A 17,999-nucleotide genomic window follows, 5' to 3' on the forward strand; every position below is an offset into this window, starting at 1 on the left:
GACGGTAGGAGGATTCAATTGGCGCATCCATGCCGGTTCGTCGAGATTTCTTGCTCATTCGTCCAGGTTGACAGGATGCCTGAGCAGCATTCCGACACCATGGAGGCATGGAAGCCACACCATGGGACAGCCGAGACCGCATCGCCCGGGTCCTGCAGACACTGCGGATGCGCGGGGTCTTCTACTGCCGCTCCGAGCTGACCCAGCCCTGGGGGCTGGAGATGCCGGCGATCCCCGACTCGGTGAGCTTCCACGTGCCGACGTTCGGATCGTGCTGGCTCCGCGTCGACGGCGTCGACCCCGTCGAACTGCGTCCCGGTGACCTCGCACTCGTGCCGCACGGCCGTGGGCACGAGATCCTGAGCTCGCCGGGTATCGGGTCATCGCGGGTCGACCTGCTCCCGCAGCACTACCTCGGACCGCACTATTCGGTGCTCCGGCACGGCGGTGGCGGCCGTGCGACACAGCTGATCTGCGGAATCGTCGCGTTCGATGACCCGGCCGCCCGCGAGCTCGTGCGCGGCCTGCCGAAGATACTGACGGTGAGCGGCGATGAACCTGTCATGGCGTCGTCCGTCCGAGACACCCTGCGCCTCATGGCCGACGAACTCACTCGCGCGCAACCCGGCGCGGAGGCCGTCGCCACGCGGCTCTCCGACATCCTCGTCGTGCAGGCCATTCGCGCCTGGCTCGCACACGACCCCACCTCGCACGACGGCTGGCTGCTGGCCCTGCACGACGATCGGATCGGAGGAGCCCTCGAGGCGATGCACGCCGAACCCCACCGAGCGTGGAACCTCGAGCAGCTCGCACGCGTCGCCACGATGTCGAGATCGGCGTTCAGCGCACGATTCACCGGCATGGTCGGCGAGGCGCCCATGGCCTATCTCACTCGCTGGCGCATGAGCCTCGCCGTCAACCGGCTGCGCGACGACCGCGCGACGGTCGCCCAGGTCGCCGCCGAAGTCGGCTACGAGTCGGAGGCAGCCTTCACCCGCGCGTTCGCCCGCACCATCGGGCAGACGCCGGGCGCCGTGCGCCGGCAGGCAGCGCCGGCATCGGCGTCGGCGTCGGGGTCGAACGCTCTCTGAGTACGAGGCTCGCCCGCGAGCGGGATCGGTCGCGGTTCGAATCGAACACGCGCAGCAGTTCGTTCCGGTATCGGACGGGATTCCCATCTCCCGGCGGCTCGCCGACATCCGGATCGAGATCGATCAGTACGTCGACACGCTCCCAACGCACCCGCGGCCACGACCGAGGTACTCAACGCTCCGGAGCACCGGCAGACGGCACCGGCCGCGGGATGTTCTGGAGCCGGAGCGTCCCGCGCGCGACGAGGACGCCACGCTCGTCGCGGATGACGACCTCCCAGAGCTGTTGGACCCTGCCCTGCTGCAACGCTTCGGCGACGACGGAGAGTCGCGCATCCGTGACGGCGCGGATGAAGTCGGTCTCGTTGTGGACGCCGACGGCGAACTGACCGCGATCCGCCACCCGGCGATCAGCAGCAGCGCGCTCCCCTGCCCTTGCGAGATCCATTCCAGCTCCGCGCCGTCGGTCGTTCGGGTCCGGCCGGACCGAGGGAACGTGGTCAACTCGCGCGTCCTTCCTGTGCGTGGCCATCTCGCAGGCATGCGGACACCGTCACTCCATCGAACACCACACCCATCGACGAGAGGAATCGATCCGCATGAACATCGACGAACGCGAGGCGTTGGTCCTCTGCTGCCTTCTCTGGGCCGCCCCGGGACACGCCGACGATCTCAGCGACTACGAGGATCGCGTGCTCAGCCTGCTCGGCGACCACGACGGTGCGGTCGTACACCGTGCGATCGCCGACGGTGAAGATGGCCGCCCGAACGAAGTCCAGATCTATCGATTCGGCAGCCGCGACGCGCTCGAGAGCTATCTGTCGGACCCTCGGCGCACCGCGATGAGCGAGGAACGCGATCGGGTCATCGCCCGTACCCAGCTGTTCCCGATCCGGCTGACGAGCGGCGGCGGAGCATCCTGATGAGGGGCGGCCCGACTCCCACGGTCGTGCGCGCCGCACATCCGGATGATGCACTCGCAATGGCGAAGGTGCACGTCCGGTCGTGGCGTGAGACCTACCCGGAGATCACGCGCGATGACGTCCTGGACGACCTCGAACTCGCCGGGGGCTCATGATCCCCTTCAGCGGGTGTCCCTGAAGCATGGCTATCGGCGCGGCACCAAGCCCTGGATGATGCGCGCCAGCTCTGCGACCGCCTCATCGACGAGCGGGTCGGCGAGATTGCCGTAACTGAGTACGAGCGCCTCTGGTCGCGGCGTCTCCGAGGCGCGGTACCACGCGGCATCCGAAACCTCGACGCCCGCCGCCGCGGCCGCCGTGACGACCGATGCCGCAGTCATGCCGGACGGCAGCGCGAGTACGGCGTGCATGCCGGCCTCGATGCCGGTCAGCCTGGCGCCGGGGAGCTCGCGCGCAACCGCCGCCGCGAGCGTGGCACGGCGCCGGCCGAGGCGAATGCGACTCGCACGCAGGTGCCGCGCGAAGTCGCCGCCCTCGACGAACTCGGCGAAGGCCAGCTGGTCGAGCGTCGACGGCCGGGATGATGTCGGCGGAAGCGCGGCCTGCAGCCACTCCGGTACGACCGCCCAACCGATGCCGAACGCCGGTGAGACGCTCTTGCTGAGAGAGCCGAGCAGCACCGTGCGCTCGGGCGCGTGCCGTTGCAGCGCCGCGATCGGCCGTCGATCGTAGCGGAACTCGGCGTCGTAGTCATCCTCGATCAGCACGGCGTCCTGCTCCCGCGCCCACCGCGCGAGGGCTTCGCGCCGCCCGGGCGAGAGCGCCGCACCGAGCGGAAACTGATGTGCCGGCGTCACGAGGGCCACTCGCGCACCCGTGCGGTGCGCGGTATCCACGAGCGCGTCGACGTCGACCCCGTCGTCGTCGACCGGTACCGGCACCGGCGCGAGGCCATGCTGGGCGGCGATCGTACGCAGCGCCGACCAGCTCGGGTCCTCGACGAGCAGGTGGGTGTGCCCCAGCGTTCGCAGTGCCGCCGCCACCCGGTCCACCGCGTCGCGCGTGCTGGCTGTGACCACAACCTCGGCCGGGCCTGTGAGCGCATTGCGCGAGGCGACGAGGTGGGCCGCGACCGCGGCGCGGGCACGTGGATTTCCGTTTCGAGGCGATTCGGTGAGTTCGGCGTCAGGCAGCACGGCCAGGGCTCGGCGCATGGCCGCGATCCACCGATCGCGGGGCGCGAACCGGAGATCGGGTTTCCCGGCTCCGAGGTCGAAGCGTGCCGGAGCCGGCCTGGAGGTCGCCATGTCGACCGCGCCCCCGCCGACGTCGGCGCGCCGATCACCTCGACCCGATTGCGGCGGGAGTGCCTGCGCGAGCGGAGAGGCTTTGGGCGGCGGAACACGCGTGCCTGCGCCCACGCGCGCTTCGAGCACGCCCTCGGCCACGAGTTGCCCGTAGGCCTCGGTGACCACCCAGCGGGATATGCCGAGTCGTGCTGCGAGCAGCCGGGAAGGCGGCAGTACGGAGCCTGGCGCGAGACGGCCATCTCCGATCGCGGCACGCAACGCCCGTTCCATGCGATCTCGGAGCCGCCCGGCCTCGGCATCGAGATCGAGCAGCACCTCCCACGCGAGGGCGGTATTCCCCAGATTGGCCTGGTCAGAAGACATGAAGTTGGATTGTAGTGCCGGACCTATGGATGCCTACCGTTGAAGCATCCACTCGTCTCGACAGGAGTTCCACCTATGCGCTACCGCACCATCGGCAACGGCCGGACCGCCTTCGACGTGTCCACGATCTGCCTCGGCACGATGTGGTTCGGCACTCGCACGCCCGAGCCGACCGCGTTCGCCATCCTCGACCGCTTCGTCGACGCCGGCGGCACGTTCCTCGACACGGCGAACAACTACAACGCGTGGGGTGAGGGCTATGGCCGCGACTCCGAGGACGTGATCGGCCGCTGGCTCGCGAGCCGTCCCGGCGTGCGCGATCGGGTGCGCATCGCAACCAAGCTCGGTGCGGCGAAGCGCGACCCGAAGCTCCCGCTCTCGAGCACGCCCCCGACGAACTTCCAGGGCCTCAGTGCCCGTGTGATCGACGCTGAGGCCCGCCTGAGCCTGCGGCACCTCGGCGTCGAGCACCTCGACGTGCTCTACGGGCACGTCGACGACCGCGACACCCCGCTCGCCGAAACGGTCGGCGCGTTCGGCGCACTGCAGGACGAGGGCGTCGTCGGCATCACGGGTATCTCGAACGTCGCTGTTTGGCGTGTCGTCGAGGCCCGCGAGGAGGCCGTTCGGCAGGGTATCGCTCCCTATGGACTCGTGCAGCAGCAGTACAGCTATGTGCACCCGGAACAGGGACGGCTCAACTTCGCGACGCCTGAGCTCCTCGACTACGCGGCATCCACTGGCGTCGACGGCCGCCCGCCGCTGACCGTAGTGGCATACTCTCCACTGCACCAGGGCGCGCTCGTGAACCCCGCGAAGTCGCTCTGGGGCGGCACCAATCACCCGACCTCGCACGAGCGACTCGACCGCCTGCGCGGGATCGCGGCAGAGCTGGATGTCACACCCAACCAGCTCGCGCTCGCCTGGATGCTCGGCGGTGAGACGCCTGTCGTGCCGATCGTCGGAGCTTCGAGCGTCGCTCAGCTGGAGGAAGCGCTCGGCGCGGCCGAACTCGACCTCGACCCGGAGGTACGCACCCGCCTTGACTCGGAGTGGGCAGCCCTGCACACCGCGCCGGTTGCGGCCTGAGCCCAGGACATCCGTCGGATCGCGGGCGAGTGGTCCAGCATGGTCGTTCAGTCGGCCACGAGGAATGCGATCCCTGTCGCCGTTACTCCCGCACGGGACGGCGCGCGATCAGCGCGTTGTCCCTCGGGTGGCGCAGGCCGGGTGCCGTCGCGGGGGTGAGCTCCCCGAGCGGCCTTCTCGCGATCGTTCCGGTGACGGTGCTCTCGCCGCTGACCACCCACGTGCCGCCCACGTTCAGGACGCGCGGGTAGAGCGTCTCACGCTTGGTGCGGGCGGCGGCCTTGGCGGTGCCCTTCGCCTGCTTCTCCTCGGCGATGAGCTTCCTCGCTCGGGCGACGTGCAGGTTGTACTTGGCACACAGGGCATTCATGAACGCGCTCTTCGGCAGGGGCGTCGGGTAGCCGTGGCCTTGGAAGAGCAGGCCGCTCTTGCCGGAACTCACGACGACAGCGTTCTCGAGCTTCCACACGTCGGGGTCGCCCTTCGTGAGAGGGTCGTAGGTCGGGTCGTTGTAGAAGACGACGTGGTCGCCGATCACGAGCTCGGACTCGCTCGCCAGCGTGACCTTGCTCAGCGGCTGCGTCGTCACGACGTTCTTGCCGTCCGAGATGCTCGTGCTCTTGGCCAGGTCGGCGAAGCCGTCGTACTTGAGCACCGGGACGATGTTGCCCATCCTGACGTTGCTATTGAACATCTCCACGCCGATCGTCTCGGCCCACGCTCGGAACTCGATCACGCTGATCAGGTAGTCGCAGTGGATGAGCGTGCGGGCCTTCGGATCGGTCTGCGGCGTGAACAGCGCGGTGATCGCCTGGTAGGCGTTCCGCTTGCCCCGGTCGGACAGCTCGAAGTAGTAAGCGTCGCCGCCCTTGTTCGGCCCCCACAAGCCCTCGGCCGCGTTGTTCACCTTTGCCGCGACGCCCTCGGTGCCGTCCCCCTTGCGGTTCGGGTAGCTGAAGCCCTTGGCCAGTCCCTTCTCGGTGCCCGCCTGCGTGTACTGCATGTAGATCGAGACGAGGACGCGCTGCTTGACATCGTCCACGAAGGGCCGAGTCGAGCCATAGCCCATCTCCTTCGCGGCCATCTGGCCGACGGTCTTCCGGATGAGATCGGTTCGGCCCTCCGAGGTGAGCGGCAGCTCCTCCGGCGGCGTCGCGATGAGCTCTGACAGCTCGCTCACCGCCAGCTCCTGCATCGCCGCGCTCTCCGACGCGGCGCCGAGGAAGCGCAGGATCGAGCCGATCTGGTCGGGCGGCCACGTTGAGAAGTCGGCCTTCTTGGCGTCGAGGAAGGTCCTCCACGCGGTCTTCGCGGTCTTCGCCTTGACGGTCTGCATGGCCATGACGAGGCGGGTCCCGCCGACGGCCATGCCGATCGCCTCGTCCCCCCGCACCTCGGCCTCGAGCGCCGCCAGCTCGGGGAGCAGGGAGTCCATGGCGTGGCCCTGGATGTCGGCGAGTTGCTTCTCCGGCGGGTCGGTGACCGGCGACTTCGTGGGCGGGGCCTTCCTGTCCCGCTGGACGTCCAGTAGCCCGGCGACGGCTGAGTTGCCAGCCGTGCGCTGGAGACGGATCCACGCGGCCGAGCGCGAGTCGGTGCCGACCTCGGTGGCAGTCGGTGTGCGTACCGATGCACGCTTCGTCGACCTTTCCCGCGCCGGAACACTCACGGTTTCGAGTCTGCCGGTTCCGTTCTCGTCAACGCAGGCCCGCCATGGGCAGCCCTTCTTGCCCGTTCGGGCAGAAGTGCGACGGACATGAGCCCGGGAGAAGCCACACTGCCGTCCACCGGGCCTGCGCAGCCGACCGCTCGTTCAGGCAAGTCAGCGCTCGTGTCCAGCTCGCCCGAGAGGCCGCGAGACTACCCCGAATGCTCGAGCGCGCGATCCACAGAACAACATGTGCGCCGAATAGGCGGCGAAATCTGCCGAGTAGGGCGGACGGGACTTGAACCCGTGACCGATGGATCTGCCGGGGTTCGAGTCGTGGTCTCGATCGGAACCGGGATGCCTCGTTCAATCTCGACGTGATCAGGAATTCCTTGCCGCGACGATCGCTGTCGAGGTTCGATGCTACCTGTTGATCTCGATCACTCTCGGCGCATCTTGAGTCAAAAGTGTTGGATAAACGTGCGCGGATCAAGTCATCGGTCGGGTTCCCCCGCCCGGCCAGCCCTGCATCTGCCACGCCGCGTCGAGCTGGTGGTGGCCGTTCGTGCCGGTACTGTCTCCGGATGCCATTTCCGAGGCCACCAGTGCCGGTGCCGTCGACGATGATCCGAACCGCGCGCCCACGAGTTCGCGGATACTTGCTGGGACGTGCCGTGAAGACGTTCCTTCCAAGGAATCATGTCTCCGGACACGCCGGGGGGACTCAGACCGTGGACACGTCCTTTTCAAGACACCGCCCTGGGGGCGGGTCGGTTCTACCAGGAGTCACACGACCGAGCCGTGGCCCAGCCTGTCAGCGGGCCGCAGGCCCGCCAGAAGCCATTACAGCTCTACCCGCTCGTGAAGGAGCTCGCCGAGGACAGGAAGGTCCCTGTCTCGGTGACGTGCCGGGTGCTCAAGCTCGCCCGCCAGCCCTACTACCGGTGGCTGGCCGACCCGATCACCGACGCCGAGCTGGTCGAGGCGTACCGGGCGAACGCACTCTTCGACGCGCACCGCGATGACCCGGAGTTCGGGCACCGGCTGCTTGCCGACGAAGCCCGTGAGGCCGGGCAGGCGATGGCGGGCCGCACCGCGTGGCGGATCGCGTCGCCCTCCGGGTGGCCGGCATCAGTCGGCCACGGATCGTGCCTAGCTTGCGTTCGAAAATCTGGCAAGTCCTGGGGATGAATCGACTCACCGTCGATGGGTGTTCTGAACGTCACTCACTGCCCTCGTGAATCGGATCGCTCGAGACAGAGCGCTCCAATTACGTTCCCCTGGCGGGCTCAGAAGCCCCAGAACGTCTGGTTGTCGATGTGGTGCTGGTTCGCGCCCTCGAGGTCAGTATTGATGTCCTGGATTTCCTGCTGCACCCGCTCCATCTCTGCTTCAAGGCTTGCCTGTCGCTCGGAGTCCCCGATGTCGAAGGCATCACCAATCTCTTGCTCCAGTTGCTCAGAGCGTTCCTCAGCTACGGCGAGTGCGTTCTCCAGCGTGAAGATTGCATCACCGCTCTCACGGAGGCTCGCTTCGGCTTCTTCAGGGGAGGCTTCGTACTTGGGCATGTGGACAGGGTAGCGCTCAAGATCGGCCCGTTTGGGCTACCCCGTCTATCGAAGCATGGGCGACGGTCGCGGATAGCGCTTGTGCCACGCTCCTGGAGGATTTGGCTGCACCGATTGGGGAAGCGCCCACAGCCGGAGCAGGTGACGGGCGGGCGAAGAGGCGAACGGCCGAGCCGACCTGACCTCCAAGCTATCCACAGTCGCCGTGCCACTAGTGAACTGCGTGATTCGGCGCGCGGAACACGCAACGATGGGGCGTAGGAGTGAAGTTGGATTTCAGACGCAGTCCACGCTCGGGAGGGCAGGCTTTTTCGCACTTCACTGCATAGGGATCCGCTGCTGGCCCCCGGCGACTACTCCGGGGGCCAGCAGCGTATTGGCGGCGGCGTGTGGTTCATGTCCGGGCAACGTCGCGGCACGGCCGGCTCTTCTCTTCGCTTTGGCCTCGGCTCGGGCCGTGACGATAGCGAGGTAGGGCACGACGTCGAAGGGTCGAAGCGGCCAGTCATAACCCGCGCGTGAGGGGTGGCGCGGGTGACCCGTCGCAGTCAGTTCGTCGATCGACATCCAGGTGCAGCCCGATAGCTCGGGCAAGGTGAGGATCCCAGCGAGCAGCGTGGGCAGGTAGGGCCGGGAGTCCATCAACTCGCCCCACGCAGCGAGGATCGTCAGCGGACGGCCGTTGATGAACGCGGCGATGTGTCGCTCATTCTCGGCCTGCAGCGCGGGGTCGAGTACATCGTGCATACCCGTCGGATCGGTCGAACGTTGCGGATAGAGGTTGAGCATTACCCAGCTATCGAAGTCGTTGCGCCTGGCGAACTCTGTCACTTTGGTGACCGTGAGGTCGAGATCACCAGGCGCTGCGGTACTCGGGTTCACACCGACGACGATGAGCGGGTTCTCGCCCTCTGTGCCGAGCAGGAAGCGGGCGGAATTATCCAGGGTGTTCGCGTAGATCGACTCGGCTGTCACAGCTGCTCCTTCGTTGGTCATGGTCACGGATTTGTAGCGGACGCTAGTCCCACCATCGCTGACAAATCGAACCGTGCAAAACGCGGCAACGGTCGACGACAGGCAGCCCGCTGACCCTCGCGTCTACGGGTTCACGCCCCGAGCTTCGACCGAGCCCTGTTGAACCCGTCGACGAACTCGGCACGTGTGTTCCCAAGGGGAAACGCGATCGGGCCGTCTTGCAGGAGCGGGAGGTCGGCGTCGCGGAGGGGACCCTCGAGCATCGGGTAAAGATCGGCCTTGATTACGACAACGCCGTCGGGCGAAAGTCTCGCTGCGCGGGACACGCACCCGGGAACGGCGTCGATCAGGGCACGCCGACGTGCTGCACCGCTGAGACCGTTGACCGGGTACGGTGCCAGATCGATCAAGAAGAACCCTTCAGCCTGAAGGCGCTCCAGCCATGGGCGCTTCCCCGTTCGCTTCAGCTCATCCTTCGTGGTCCCAAAGATAGCCGCGACGACGCCACGGAAGAGGTTGTCAGCGCCAAGCCTGTCCGCGTAGAAGAATCGCCGATGAAGGAGGTCCCCGCCATCGTCGGGCGGGCTCTCGGCGATCATCAGCAGCCTGACATGTTGCGGCCTCCACCGCTCTCGTAGCTGTGAATACCAGGACTCCTCAACTTTCACGACCACGCGGGCACGGGTTCCGTCATCACGTGCGCGACTCTATCCCGGACTATCAAGACCTTTGGAAACGGTCGGCTTGCGGTTGGGCGTTCAATCTAAAGCGGCCTGGATTTCGTTCTGATGGGAACGAAAGCCAGGCCGAATCATGCCGGGCCACACCGCACCGCGACCAGTGTCGCCGGGACGCCCGACCTGAGTCCGCGATGGGTGTGATCGCTTCGAGCAGGGTGTTGGTCGGCATCAGCCCGTGCAGCGCACGCTGAACGATCGCGAAGACGAATGCGAACATGCTGCGGCCCTCCCTGACCTAGCAACAAAGACGTTGGAGGGCGCCGGATGCTCCGGGCCTGTGACGTCACCGTATGTGGCATCGCCTTTGGAAGTTGCCCCTGCCCGCGCTCTAGAACGAGGGACCGACAATCGGTGTCGCCGGCGGGACGAACGGTCGACCAGCGGATGCTTCGGCGGACTCGTCTGCGACCCGACGAGCGGCGATCAGCGCTGCGCGCCCGTGCTGCGTCGAGCTTCTGGAGGGTTATGCGGCTCCCTTATGCTCATGAACCTGGCCGATCAGGTGACCTTCATCAGAGCCACTTGTCGCTCGCACTCCCGGACCACAAACTCCGGCACCGAGTCGAATTCGCGCGGGTCGAGTTGCATGACGTATTCGTTCTCGATGTGGAAGGTCTCATTCACAAACTTCTTGAACGTGTCATCCTCCTGAGGCTCATCGATCTCGAGCATCATTCGAAAGAGCTGCACTTTCTCATAGCCGACGGCCGTGGCGGCGAACTTGTCTTTGAGGGTGTCTAGGTCACGCAGCCCATCGACCACGACGCCGTAGTCGAACCCAGGCACCACTTCGCCGATCTTCGATGAGCCGACCGCCACTTCTTCAGGACTGAGAGGCTCGCGGTCGCCACCCCCGACAGGGCGGTCCGGCGCGACACGAAGATGGAACAAATTCGAGAGCACGTCCGTGCTCGCGTCGCTGACGCCAAGAATCTCAAGTTTGCGACGCAGATAGATGAGCTTGATGATGTCATCGCTCGCCGCGGCAATATTGGCATCGCAGACCTCACCGAATGTCTTGAGGTCGTCTTTGCCAATCGGCTTCTCGGTGATCGTTCCTCGCTTGCTGGTGAGAAAGTGAGCAACGGGATGCGCCGTTGCGAAAAGCCGCCTTGTCGAGAGCCGAACGATATCGATGGCAGGCTCGAGATCGTGCGTCAGCATCAAGGTCGTTTGGTCGCGGATGCTGTTCTTGCCACGGAAGAGCTCATGCAGAATCGCAAACTTCTTCGTGTCGTCGAAGCTCGACACAGGGTCATCGAGGACCACGAGGTCGGGTTGTTCGCGCCGCACTTGGTACATGAAGAGCACTAGAGCGAAGGCGTTGCGCTCTCCGTAACTCAAATGACTGTTTGCCGCCCCGAGGTGGCCTGGTAGGTCCTGGTGCTGGATGAGCATTCGATACGAGTCATCGCTGGGCTCAATCGAAACCTGGTATCGGTACCCCGCGGATTCCAGAAAGGAGTTGATCTGCTTCTGATTCGCTTCGATCAGGCGCTTGACTCGGCCGCGCTGTTGCCCAATTCGCGCTTTGACCACTGAGATTTGGGAAGCAACCTCATCCAGCTTGGAATTGATGATCGCAACGACAGACTTGGTCGTCTCAGAGTTGAGGGACCGCAGAAGTCCGAGGTCGATCTTCAGTCCAGAGAGGTGTTCGTCGACCTTCTCCTCGTCGCGGAGCGTATGGAACGCAAGTCCTCGAAGCGTCTTGAGGCGATTGAGGAAGACCTCAACTTCGCCACGAAGGGTCGCGAGAAACTGCAGCTGTTCGGGCTTCGGCTCCGTGATGAGAGTCAGCATCTCGCTGAGTTGCGCCAGGTAGGACGGGTCGAAGTAGTGGCCGGCGGTCTCGATTGCGGCTCGGAGTTGGCTCATGTTCTTGACTGTTGCAGTCTCGTACTCCGCGGAGACCAGCTCGGCCGTAGCCTTGTCAACACCATCGATGGAGCAGAACGGGCAATTGTCTGACAGATCGAGGAAGCTCTTACCCTTCGCCTGCCAAGCTACCCAGCTGGCTGGGTCATTGCTCTGCAAGAAGCCCTTGTAACCCTTCAGCGGCTCAGGGATGTTCTGCAACTTGCCGCCGACGGCCATCGCCTTGTAGCCCTTTGTGCTCTTCGAGAGAACACCCGTCTTCGTCACACCGAAGACCTCGCAAAGATGCGTGAACGCGTGAACAGCTTTGTCGAACTCTTCCTGCTCCACGAACGTGGTTTGCAGCGCCGCGAAAAGCTCTTCGATCTCCTCGTTGCCGGCCTGGTACTCAGCCGTATTGATGAAGATCTCGAAACTGTTCTTCAGGACTTCGTCTTGCTGAAAGACGAACTGTGAAACATATCTGTCATCGAATGTCAGGACGCTCTTGATGTCATCTGCGCCTTCAACCGACGGCTGAGGGTGCCCTGTCCCATCGCGATACTTGAAGGGCGTAAGAGCCTTGAGCGCGTCGTCTCCCTCAGCACGAAGGGTAAGTGCACGAGCGATGGTGCTCTTACCGATTCCGTTGGGCCCGTACTTAATATTCAGAGCCGACTTGGCGAGCGTGATCTCCGCGATGTCAAGACTGTTGCAGTTCGCAATTCGGATTTGAAGTGACACGCTTGGAGGTGCGGGAGCTGTCTGTTGAGTTAGTGGCGGTGTCGACATGGTGCTACTGATTATTGCGTGCAGACACGAGAGGTCAAGAGCCGCCGATCGGGACTGCTGAAGGTCCTGGTGACTGTGCGGAATAGGCCGCGAGCGCGACCGGTCTGGTTTGGATCTTCTCGTGCTCGATCGCTGTGAGACGCCCGAGCGAGGTCTCGGCGTACTGGATCCGTCTCAAGATGCTCTAGCTGCACGACAAGCGGTCGAGCGATGTACTCGTTCAGATGAGGTGCATCCCATCGAAGAGGGGCAAGGAGGGGCTCCAGCCTCGTTCGCGATCCTATGAGCAGTATCCGTCACCGCCACATCGTGGCTCAGTTGAGGATGTGCGTCTCTCCTGTCGCTTTGGCGGTGGCAGCCAGGGCAGCGACGTCCTCGTAACTCGGGTCAACTGCATGCGGCGATTCGTACGGGCGTGTCCGAGGTGGTGGCTAAGGTCGATCCGATGCCAAGCACCCGAGCTGAAGCGGCGTACCAACGCGCCCGCGCCGATCGATGCGGATCTGGCATCCATCAGCGATCCGATCGCCGGGATCGTACTGATGTTCATCGCCGCGTTCGCGCCGTACATCACGTACAAGTTCCTCAACTTCGTCGGCCTGGACATGTATCACGCGATGTCGAGTGAGCAGGAGGCGAAGTCTGCGATGAACCGACCGGTGCCGGTGCCCAACGGGCCGATTTCCGACAGTGCGAAGAAGATTCTCGGCGACAACGATGGTGGCAGTGTCGCGCGATCGGGGCGCGGTGGCCAGGCGCCAGCTGCCCGGAGCAGCGGGGGCAGCGCTCCCGGTGGCGGAGGGACCGGCGGCGTCGGACCTAACGGAGCCGCCGCGCCGACCGGTGCAGCAGGCGGGTCCGCGACGCATGGTTCAGCTGCGGGCGCGGGCACCGCCGGGGCAGGCGCAGCGGCGGCCGGATTCGGGGCAGGGGTCGCTGCCGGCGCAGCCGTCGCGTCGTCGACAGCGAAGGCCGGACCGACGGTCGGAAACGCGGTCGGCAGCGTCGCGGACACCCATTCGGCATCGGCCGGCGACGCCGCGGCATCCACTCCGCCGAGTTCGCCGCCTCCGGTGCTCGGCCCCACCAAGGCGAAGACCCCCACACCTTGGCCGGATGCTGCTTCCCCGGCGGCCGGACGCGCACGAAAGGACGTGTAGCCATGGGCACCGAAACGAGCACCGCGTATCAACTCGGGCCGGTCCAGTTCTCGCGGCTCACGCGACGAGGCATCCTGCTCGGTCTCTCACTCCCCCAACTGATCGCGCTCTCGATAGCCGTGCTCACCCTCGTCGTCTCGCTGTACACCGCCGGCGCCGCGGGCATCGCATGGACGAGCCCGATCTGGGCAACCGCAGCCGCGGTCGCGGCGATCCCGATCGGCGGCCGGAAGGTCGTCGAGTGGGTGCCGATCGTCAGCCGCTGGCTTTGGCGTGCCGCACGCGGGCAGCTCACCTATCGGCGCCGCATCGTGAAGCCGCGCCCGGCCGGCACGCTCGCGCTGCCGGGCGACGCGGCGCCGCTCCGGGAATGGAACGATCCCGAGTCAGGTGCGGTCATGATCCACGACCCGCACACGCAGACCCTCACAGCGATCGTGACGGTGTCGCATCCGGCGTTCGCGCTCCTCGATCCCGGCGAGCAGCATCGTCGCGTCGCCGGCTGGGGCCGGGTGCTCGCCGGCGCCTGCCGATCCGGGCGCATCGCACGACTCCAGGTCGCTGAGCGCACCCTCCCCGACTCGGGCACCGGTCTCGCCGAATGGTGGCAGCGACATGGGATCGAAGACGACAGCTGGGCGTCATCCACCTACCGCGACCTCATCGAAAGGGCCGGGCCGGCCGGCGAACGACACGCGACCACGATCAGCCTCTCCCTCGATCTGAAGGCCGCCGCGCGACAGGTCCGCACGTCGGGCGGCGGCATGCGCGGTGCAGCGACCGTGCTTCGCCAGGAGATGGCGGCACTGACGGGCGCGCTCCGCGCCGCAGACCTGATCGTCGGCGGATGGCTCACCGCCGACGAACTCGCGAGCATCCTGCGCACGGCCTACGACCCGGCGGTCGGCGTCGAACTCGACCGGCATCCCGAAGTCGGACGCTCGTTGGACGCAGCCGGCCCCGTGGCCGTAGCCGAGAGCTGGGATCGGCTCCGCTCCGACAGCGCGTTCCATGCCGTGCTCTGGATCAGCGAATGGCCACGATCGCAGGTCTACCCCGGCTTCCTTTCGCCGCTTGTCTTCACCAACGGCGTGCTCCGGACGGTGTCGCTGCACTACCTGCCCGTCCGGGCGGACCAGGCTGCGAGGGATCTCCGCAAGAAGAAGACCGAGCTCATCAGCGACGCCCACCAGCGCCGACGGATCGGCCAGATCGAGGACGCCGGCTCGAGCGCCGAGTACGAAGACGTACTGCAGCAAGAGGCCGACCTCACCGCCGGCCACGGCGTACTGCGCGCGACCGGTCTCGTCTGCATCACGGCACCGACCGTCGACGACCTTGACGCCGCTGTGTCGACGATCGAGCAGGCCGCGATCCAGGCGTCCTGCGAGATCCGCCGCCTCGTCGGCCAACAGGCGCAGGCATTCACCGCCGCCGCCCTGCCGCTCTGCCGCAGCGTGTGAAGCCGGGCACACCTCCTCTGCGAAGCACCTCGCGTGCGAAGCATCCGATTGGAGCCATCATGATCGACGAACGAATGGACGCATCGACGTCCCGATGGATCAGCGTCGTCTTCCTGCAGGATGAGGACGCCAGCGAGCTGCTGGCAATGATCGACCGCGACGGCGAAGCAGCCGCAATCGAGTACCTGCAGCAGAGGGACTTCGGCGACGAGACAACGGATGCCGCGCTCGTGAACGGCTACGTCTACGACCGGATTCCCGTCGGATCGGCCGACCGCACGATCGAGGATCCCGATTCGCCGTACGCGCTGACCTACAGCGAGCAGTACGGATATGTCTCGCTCCTGCGCCGCTACGAGGCCTCGCTCGATGCTGAACCAGTGGTGCATGAGGCATCCGTCGAGACATCCGCACCTTTCCGGGATGCGATTCCGCAGCACTGGGACGTCGACCCCGCGCTGTCTGCGCACCGGACCCGGCACGCGATCGCGCTGTGAACACGGTCGACGAACGGCTGCACACCGCGACGCTCGCGGTGCCCCACAACGAGCACCGCCGCGACCGGCGTGCGCGGAAACGCTCGGCGTCGCAGATCGAAGCGGATGCTCGACGGGCGAAGACCCTCGAGGCGCGGTCCCGCTGGCAAGCCGAGCGGGCGGAAGCTCGGTCGGCCGCCTACCTCCCGGCGGCCGGCGACACGGGTCCGGCGCAGCTCAGGATGCCCGGCCGTCTGAAGCTGCCCAAGCACCAAGACACGTCGGCGACGCTGGCCGGGCATTACCCGTTCCTCGCCGAAGCGGGGCTCGGTTCGGCAGGCGTCTTCGTCGGCCAGGACCTCTACTCGGGTGGATCGTTCGTCTACGACCCGTGGGTCCTATACCAGCGGGGCATGATCACGGCGCCGAACATCGTGCTGGCCGGCATCGTCGGCTCGGGGAAGTCGTCGCTCGCGAAGTCGCTCTACACCCGGTCGCTGCCATTCGGGCGGCGGGTGTACGTTCCCGGCGACCCCAAGGGCGAGCACACGGCCGTCGCCGAGGCGGTCGGTGGCAAGGCGATCATCCTGGGCTATGGGCTGCGCAACCGGCTCAACCCGCTCGACGAAGGGCACCGCGCCGCGTCTGCGTCGGACGCCGAGTGGGCCGCCCAGCTGGCATCACGTCGCCGTGAGCTCATCGGCGCGCTCGCCGAGACCGTGCTCGACCGGGCGCTGAGTCCGCTGGAACACACCGCCATCGACCTCGCGCTCGCCGACACAGTCCGGAGCGCGGAGGTGCCCATCCTCCCGATGGTCGTAGACCGCATCCTGGAACCCAACAGCGAGGACGACCACGACGGCCGGCTCGCAGAAGACGGGCGCCTCGTCGGCCACGCGCTGCGCCGCCTCGTCGCCGGCGACCTCGCCGGCCTCTTCGACGGGCCGTCCACCGTCCGATTCGACCCGTCGTTGCCGATGGTCTCGCTCGATCTCTCCCGCGTCGCCGAGAACTCGACCCTCATCTCAGTGCTGATGACCTGCTCGTCGGCGTGGATGGAGTCCGCGCTCGCCGACCCGGCAGGCGGCCAACGCTGGGTCATCTACGACGAGGCCTGGCGGCTGATGGCATACCCCGCGCTGCTGCGCCGAATGGACGCGCAGTGGCGGCTCGCACGCCACTTCGGCATCGCGAACATGCTCGTCTTCCACAAGCTCAGCGACCTCGACAACGTCGGAGACTCCGGCTCCGCGATGCGCGCCCTCGCATCATCCCTGCTCGCGAACGCGGAAACCCGGATCGTCTACCGCCAGGAGCCAGACCAACTCGGTCACACCGCGACCGCCCTCGGACTCAGCGGCACGGAGCAGAAGCTCCTCCCTGCGCTCGGAACCGGCCAGGGGCTCTGGCGTGTCAAGGACCGCAGCTTCGTCGTCCAACACCAACTCCACCCCGACGAGCTCGAAGCATTCGACACGACCGCCCGCATGACTGCGGGCCAATAGTCGATCAGATCGAGGAGGCACCCCACATGACCGAGACCCTGGACCTGGAGCGAGAAGCGAGGATGACGCTCGCCGCGCTGTCCGAGCCGAACGACATCATCACCGGAACACTCGTCGGCCGGCTCGGCGCCGCCGCAACGGTCGACCTCGTCACGACCGGCGAGCGGCTGCCGAACGGCGTCGACCCGGCCGAAGGTGAACTGTGGCGGCGTCGGCTTGCCCCGCGCATCAACCCCGACCAGGTCGAACGAATCCGCGCCGACATGAAACGCCACGACTTGCGCCTGCTGACCCCCGACGACCTCGACTGGCCCGGCGAACTCCAGCAACTCGGCGCGAGTGCACCCCTCGCGCTCTGGCTCAAAGGCGACCCCAGCCTGCTCGCAACGCCCATCCCCAGCAGGGTCACCGTCGTCGGCGCACGCGCCTCCACCAGCTACGGCGACCACGTCACCACCGAACTCGTCTCAGGGCTCGCTGCCCAGGGCCGCGTGGTGGTCTCCGGCGGGACGTACGGGATCGACGGCGCAGCGCACCGTGCAGCAACCGCCACATCGCCCGGGTCGACAATCGCCGTGATCGCCAGCGGGCTCGACCGCGCGTACCCCGCCGGTCACGAACAGCTCTTCGAGCGCATCGCGGACGCTGGCGGCCTCATCGTCAGCGAACTGCCGCCGGGTGCTGCGCCCACTCGGTGGCGCTTCCAGCAGCGCAACCGGCTCCTCGCCGTGCTCTCGGGCGCGACGGTCGTCGTCGAAGCCGGGCACCGATCGTCGTCACTGAACATCGCCAGCCAGGCGCACTCGCTCGGCCGACCGGTCGGCGCCGTGCCCGGACCAGTGACGAGTGCCGCGAGCGCCGGATGCCACCGGCTGATCCAGGAAGGTGTCGCGAGTCTCGTCACCGATGCTCAGGATGTCACCGACCTGCTCGACTCCACGAGCGGGTTCTCAGGTGACCGGACCTTCGCCTACTCCCCAGCCCGACGCTTCGACCGCGCCGGCCCAGGTCTGGTGTTGTAGTGCCCACGCGAAGGGTG

16 protein-coding genes are annotated in these 17,999 nt (G+C 66.4%); 9 read left to right on the plus strand and 7 right to left on the minus strand.

Features of this window, described 5'->3' with window-relative positions; genetic code table 11:
• Nucleotides 1-107: 107 nt before the first annotated feature.
• A complete protein-coding gene (locus FLP10_RS00680; protein WP_149159118.1) occupies nucleotides 108-1,091 on the plus strand; it encodes an AraC family transcriptional regulator in 984 nt (327 codons plus the stop codon).
• A 172-nt stretch (nucleotides 1,092-1,263) separates the two neighbouring features.
• On the opposite strand, the gene FLP10_RS17650 is transcribed toward FLP10_RS00680, so the two are convergent.
• A complete protein-coding gene (locus FLP10_RS17650; RefSeq protein ID WP_246150091.1) occupies nucleotides 1,264-1,494 on the minus strand; it encodes a PaaI family thioesterase in 231 nt (76 codons plus the stop codon).
• A 196-nt stretch (nucleotides 1,495-1,690) separates the two neighbouring features.
• On the opposite strand from FLP10_RS17650, the gene FLP10_RS00690 reads away from it, so the two are divergent.
• Complete coding sequence (locus FLP10_RS00690) at nucleotides 1,691-2,014, plus strand: hypothetical protein (RefSeq protein ID WP_149159120.1); 324 nt, start codon at nucleotides 1,691-1,693, stop codon at nucleotides 2,012-2,014.
• 185 nt (nucleotides 2,015-2,199) lie between these two features.
• On the opposite strand, the gene pdxR is transcribed toward FLP10_RS00690, so the two are convergent.
• A complete protein-coding gene (pdxR, locus tag FLP10_RS00695; protein WP_149159121.1) occupies nucleotides 2,200-3,687 on the minus strand; it encodes a MocR-like pyridoxine biosynthesis transcription factor PdxR in 1,488 nt (495 codons plus the stop codon).
• Nucleotides 3,688-3,762: 75 nt separating this feature from the next.
• Between pdxR and FLP10_RS00700 the strand changes: the two genes are divergently transcribed.
• On the plus strand, nucleotides 3,763-4,776 hold the full coding sequence (locus FLP10_RS00700; protein ID WP_149159122.1) for an aldo/keto reductase: 1,014 nt from the start codon (nucleotides 3,763-3,765) through the stop codon (nucleotides 4,774-4,776).
• An 82-nt stretch (nucleotides 4,777-4,858) separates the two neighbouring features.
• On the opposite strand, the gene FLP10_RS00705 is transcribed toward FLP10_RS00700, so the two are convergent.
• Nucleotides 4,859-6,211, minus strand: a complete 1,353-nt coding sequence (locus FLP10_RS00705) for a hypothetical protein (RefSeq protein WP_149159123.1) — start codon at nucleotides 6,209-6,211, stop codon at nucleotides 4,859-4,861.
• Nucleotides 6,212-7,225: 1,014 nt separating this feature from the next.
• Between FLP10_RS00705 and FLP10_RS17525 the strand changes: the two genes are divergently transcribed.
• The gene (locus FLP10_RS17525; RefSeq protein WP_210418447.1) at nucleotides 7,226-7,615 is read left to right on the plus strand and encodes a hypothetical protein; all 390 of its coding nucleotides are present in this window, start codon (nucleotides 7,226-7,228) and stop codon (nucleotides 7,613-7,615) included.
• 98 nt (nucleotides 7,616-7,713) lie between these two features.
• Here the strand turns inward: FLP10_RS17525 and FLP10_RS00715 are convergent, their stop codons facing one another.
• From FLP10_RS00715 to FLP10_RS00730, 4 genes are all read right to left on the minus strand, one after another.
• Entirely contained in the window at nucleotides 7,714-7,992 is a 279-nt protein-coding gene (locus FLP10_RS00715; RefSeq protein ID WP_149159124.1) for a hypothetical protein, read from the minus strand.
• A 318-nt stretch (nucleotides 7,993-8,310) separates the two neighbouring features.
• A complete protein-coding gene (locus tag FLP10_RS00720; protein WP_246150316.1) occupies nucleotides 8,311-8,988 on the minus strand; it encodes a DUF1643 domain-containing protein in 678 nt (225 codons plus the stop codon).
• A gap of 110 nt (nucleotides 8,989-9,098) precedes the next feature.
• Nucleotides 9,099-9,566, minus strand: coding sequence for a hypothetical protein (locus FLP10_RS00725; protein WP_149159126.1), 468 nt, complete (start codon nucleotides 9,564-9,566; stop codon nucleotides 9,099-9,101).
• 639 nt (nucleotides 9,567-10,205) lie between these two features.
• Entirely contained in the window at nucleotides 10,206-12,308 is a 2,103-nt protein-coding gene (locus FLP10_RS00730; RefSeq protein ID WP_210418448.1) for an AAA family ATPase, read from the minus strand.
• 590 nt (nucleotides 12,309-12,898) lie between these two features.
• Between FLP10_RS00730 and FLP10_RS17335 the strand changes: the two genes are divergently transcribed.
• Genes FLP10_RS17335 through dprA form a run of 5 tightly spaced genes read left to right on the plus strand, consistent with a single transcriptional unit; the run spans nucleotide 12,899 to nucleotide 17,982 of the window.
• On the plus strand, nucleotides 12,899-13,516 hold the full coding sequence (locus FLP10_RS17335) for a hypothetical protein (protein ID WP_168209065.1): 618 nt from the start codon (nucleotides 12,899-12,901) through the stop codon (nucleotides 13,514-13,516).
• Between the two features lie 2 nt (nucleotides 13,517-13,518).
• Entirely contained in the window at nucleotides 13,519-14,979 is a 1,461-nt protein-coding gene (locus tag FLP10_RS00740; RefSeq protein WP_149159128.1) for an SCO6880 family protein, read from the plus strand.
• A 59-nt stretch (nucleotides 14,980-15,038) separates the two neighbouring features.
• Nucleotides 15,039-15,476, plus strand: coding sequence for a hypothetical protein (locus FLP10_RS00745; RefSeq protein WP_149159129.1), 438 nt, complete (start codon nucleotides 15,039-15,041; stop codon nucleotides 15,474-15,476).
• Nucleotides 15,473-16,960, plus strand: a complete 1,488-nt coding sequence (locus FLP10_RS00750; RefSeq protein ID WP_149159130.1) for an ATP-binding protein — start codon at nucleotides 15,473-15,475, stop codon at nucleotides 16,958-16,960. The genes FLP10_RS00745 and FLP10_RS00750 overlap by 4 nt, the downstream gene beginning before the upstream one ends.
• 26 nt (nucleotides 16,961-16,986) lie before the next feature.
• The gene (dprA, locus tag FLP10_RS00755) at nucleotides 16,987-17,982 is read left to right on the plus strand and encodes a DNA-processing protein DprA (protein ID WP_149159131.1); all 996 of its coding nucleotides are present in this window, start codon (nucleotides 16,987-16,989) and stop codon (nucleotides 17,980-17,982) included.
• Nucleotides 17,983-17,999: the final 17 nt, after the last annotated feature.

It is taken from the genome of Agromyces intestinalis (genome assembly GCF_008365295.1).
GTDB lineage: Bacteria > Actinomycetota > Actinomycetes > Actinomycetales > Microbacteriaceae > Agromyces > Agromyces intestinalis.

Excerpts from the sequence above, each read along its gene's own strand:
- FLP10_RS00690 (WP_149159120.1), top strand. The coding sequence starts at position 1,691 with ATGAACATCGACGAACGCGAGGCGTTGGTCCTCTGCTGCCTTCTCTGG.
- FLP10_RS00700 (WP_149159122.1), top strand. The coding sequence starts at position 3,763 with ATGCGCTACCGCACCATCGGCAACGGCCGGACCGCCTTCGACGTGTCC.
- FLP10_RS00680 (WP_149159118.1), top strand. The coding sequence starts at position 108 with ATGGAAGCCACACCATGGGACAGCCGAGACCGCATCGCCCGGGTCCTG.
- FLP10_RS00740 (WP_149159128.1), top strand. The coding sequence starts at position 13,519 with ATGGGCACCGAAACGAGCACCGCGTATCAACTCGGGCCGGTCCAGTTC.
- FLP10_RS17335 (WP_168209065.1), top strand. The coding sequence starts at position 12,899 with ATGTTCATCGCCGCGTTCGCGCCGTACATCACGTACAAGTTCCTCAAC.
- FLP10_RS00705 (WP_149159123.1), bottom strand. The coding sequence starts at position 6,211 with ATGGACTCCCTGCTCCCCGAGCTGGCGGCGCTCGAGGCCGAGGTGCGG.
- FLP10_RS00725 (WP_149159126.1), bottom strand. The coding sequence starts at position 9,566 with ATGATCGCCGAGAGCCCGCCCGACGATGGCGGGGACCTCCTTCATCGG.
- FLP10_RS00745 (WP_149159129.1), top strand. The coding sequence starts at position 15,039 with ATGATCGACGAACGAATGGACGCATCGACGTCCCGATGGATCAGCGTC.
- FLP10_RS00720 (WP_246150316.1), bottom strand. The coding sequence starts at position 8,988 with ATGACCAACGAAGGAGCAGCTGTGACAGCCGAGTCGATCTACGCGAAC.
- FLP10_RS00715 (WP_149159124.1), bottom strand. The coding sequence starts at position 7,992 with ATGCCCAAGTACGAAGCCTCCCCTGAAGAAGCCGAAGCGAGCCTCCGT.
- pdxR (WP_149159121.1), bottom strand. The coding sequence starts at position 3,687 with ATGTCTTCTGACCAGGCCAATCTGGGGAATACCGCCCTCGCGTGGGAG.
- dprA (WP_149159131.1), top strand. The coding sequence starts at position 16,987 with ATGACCGAGACCCTGGACCTGGAGCGAGAAGCGAGGATGACGCTCGCC.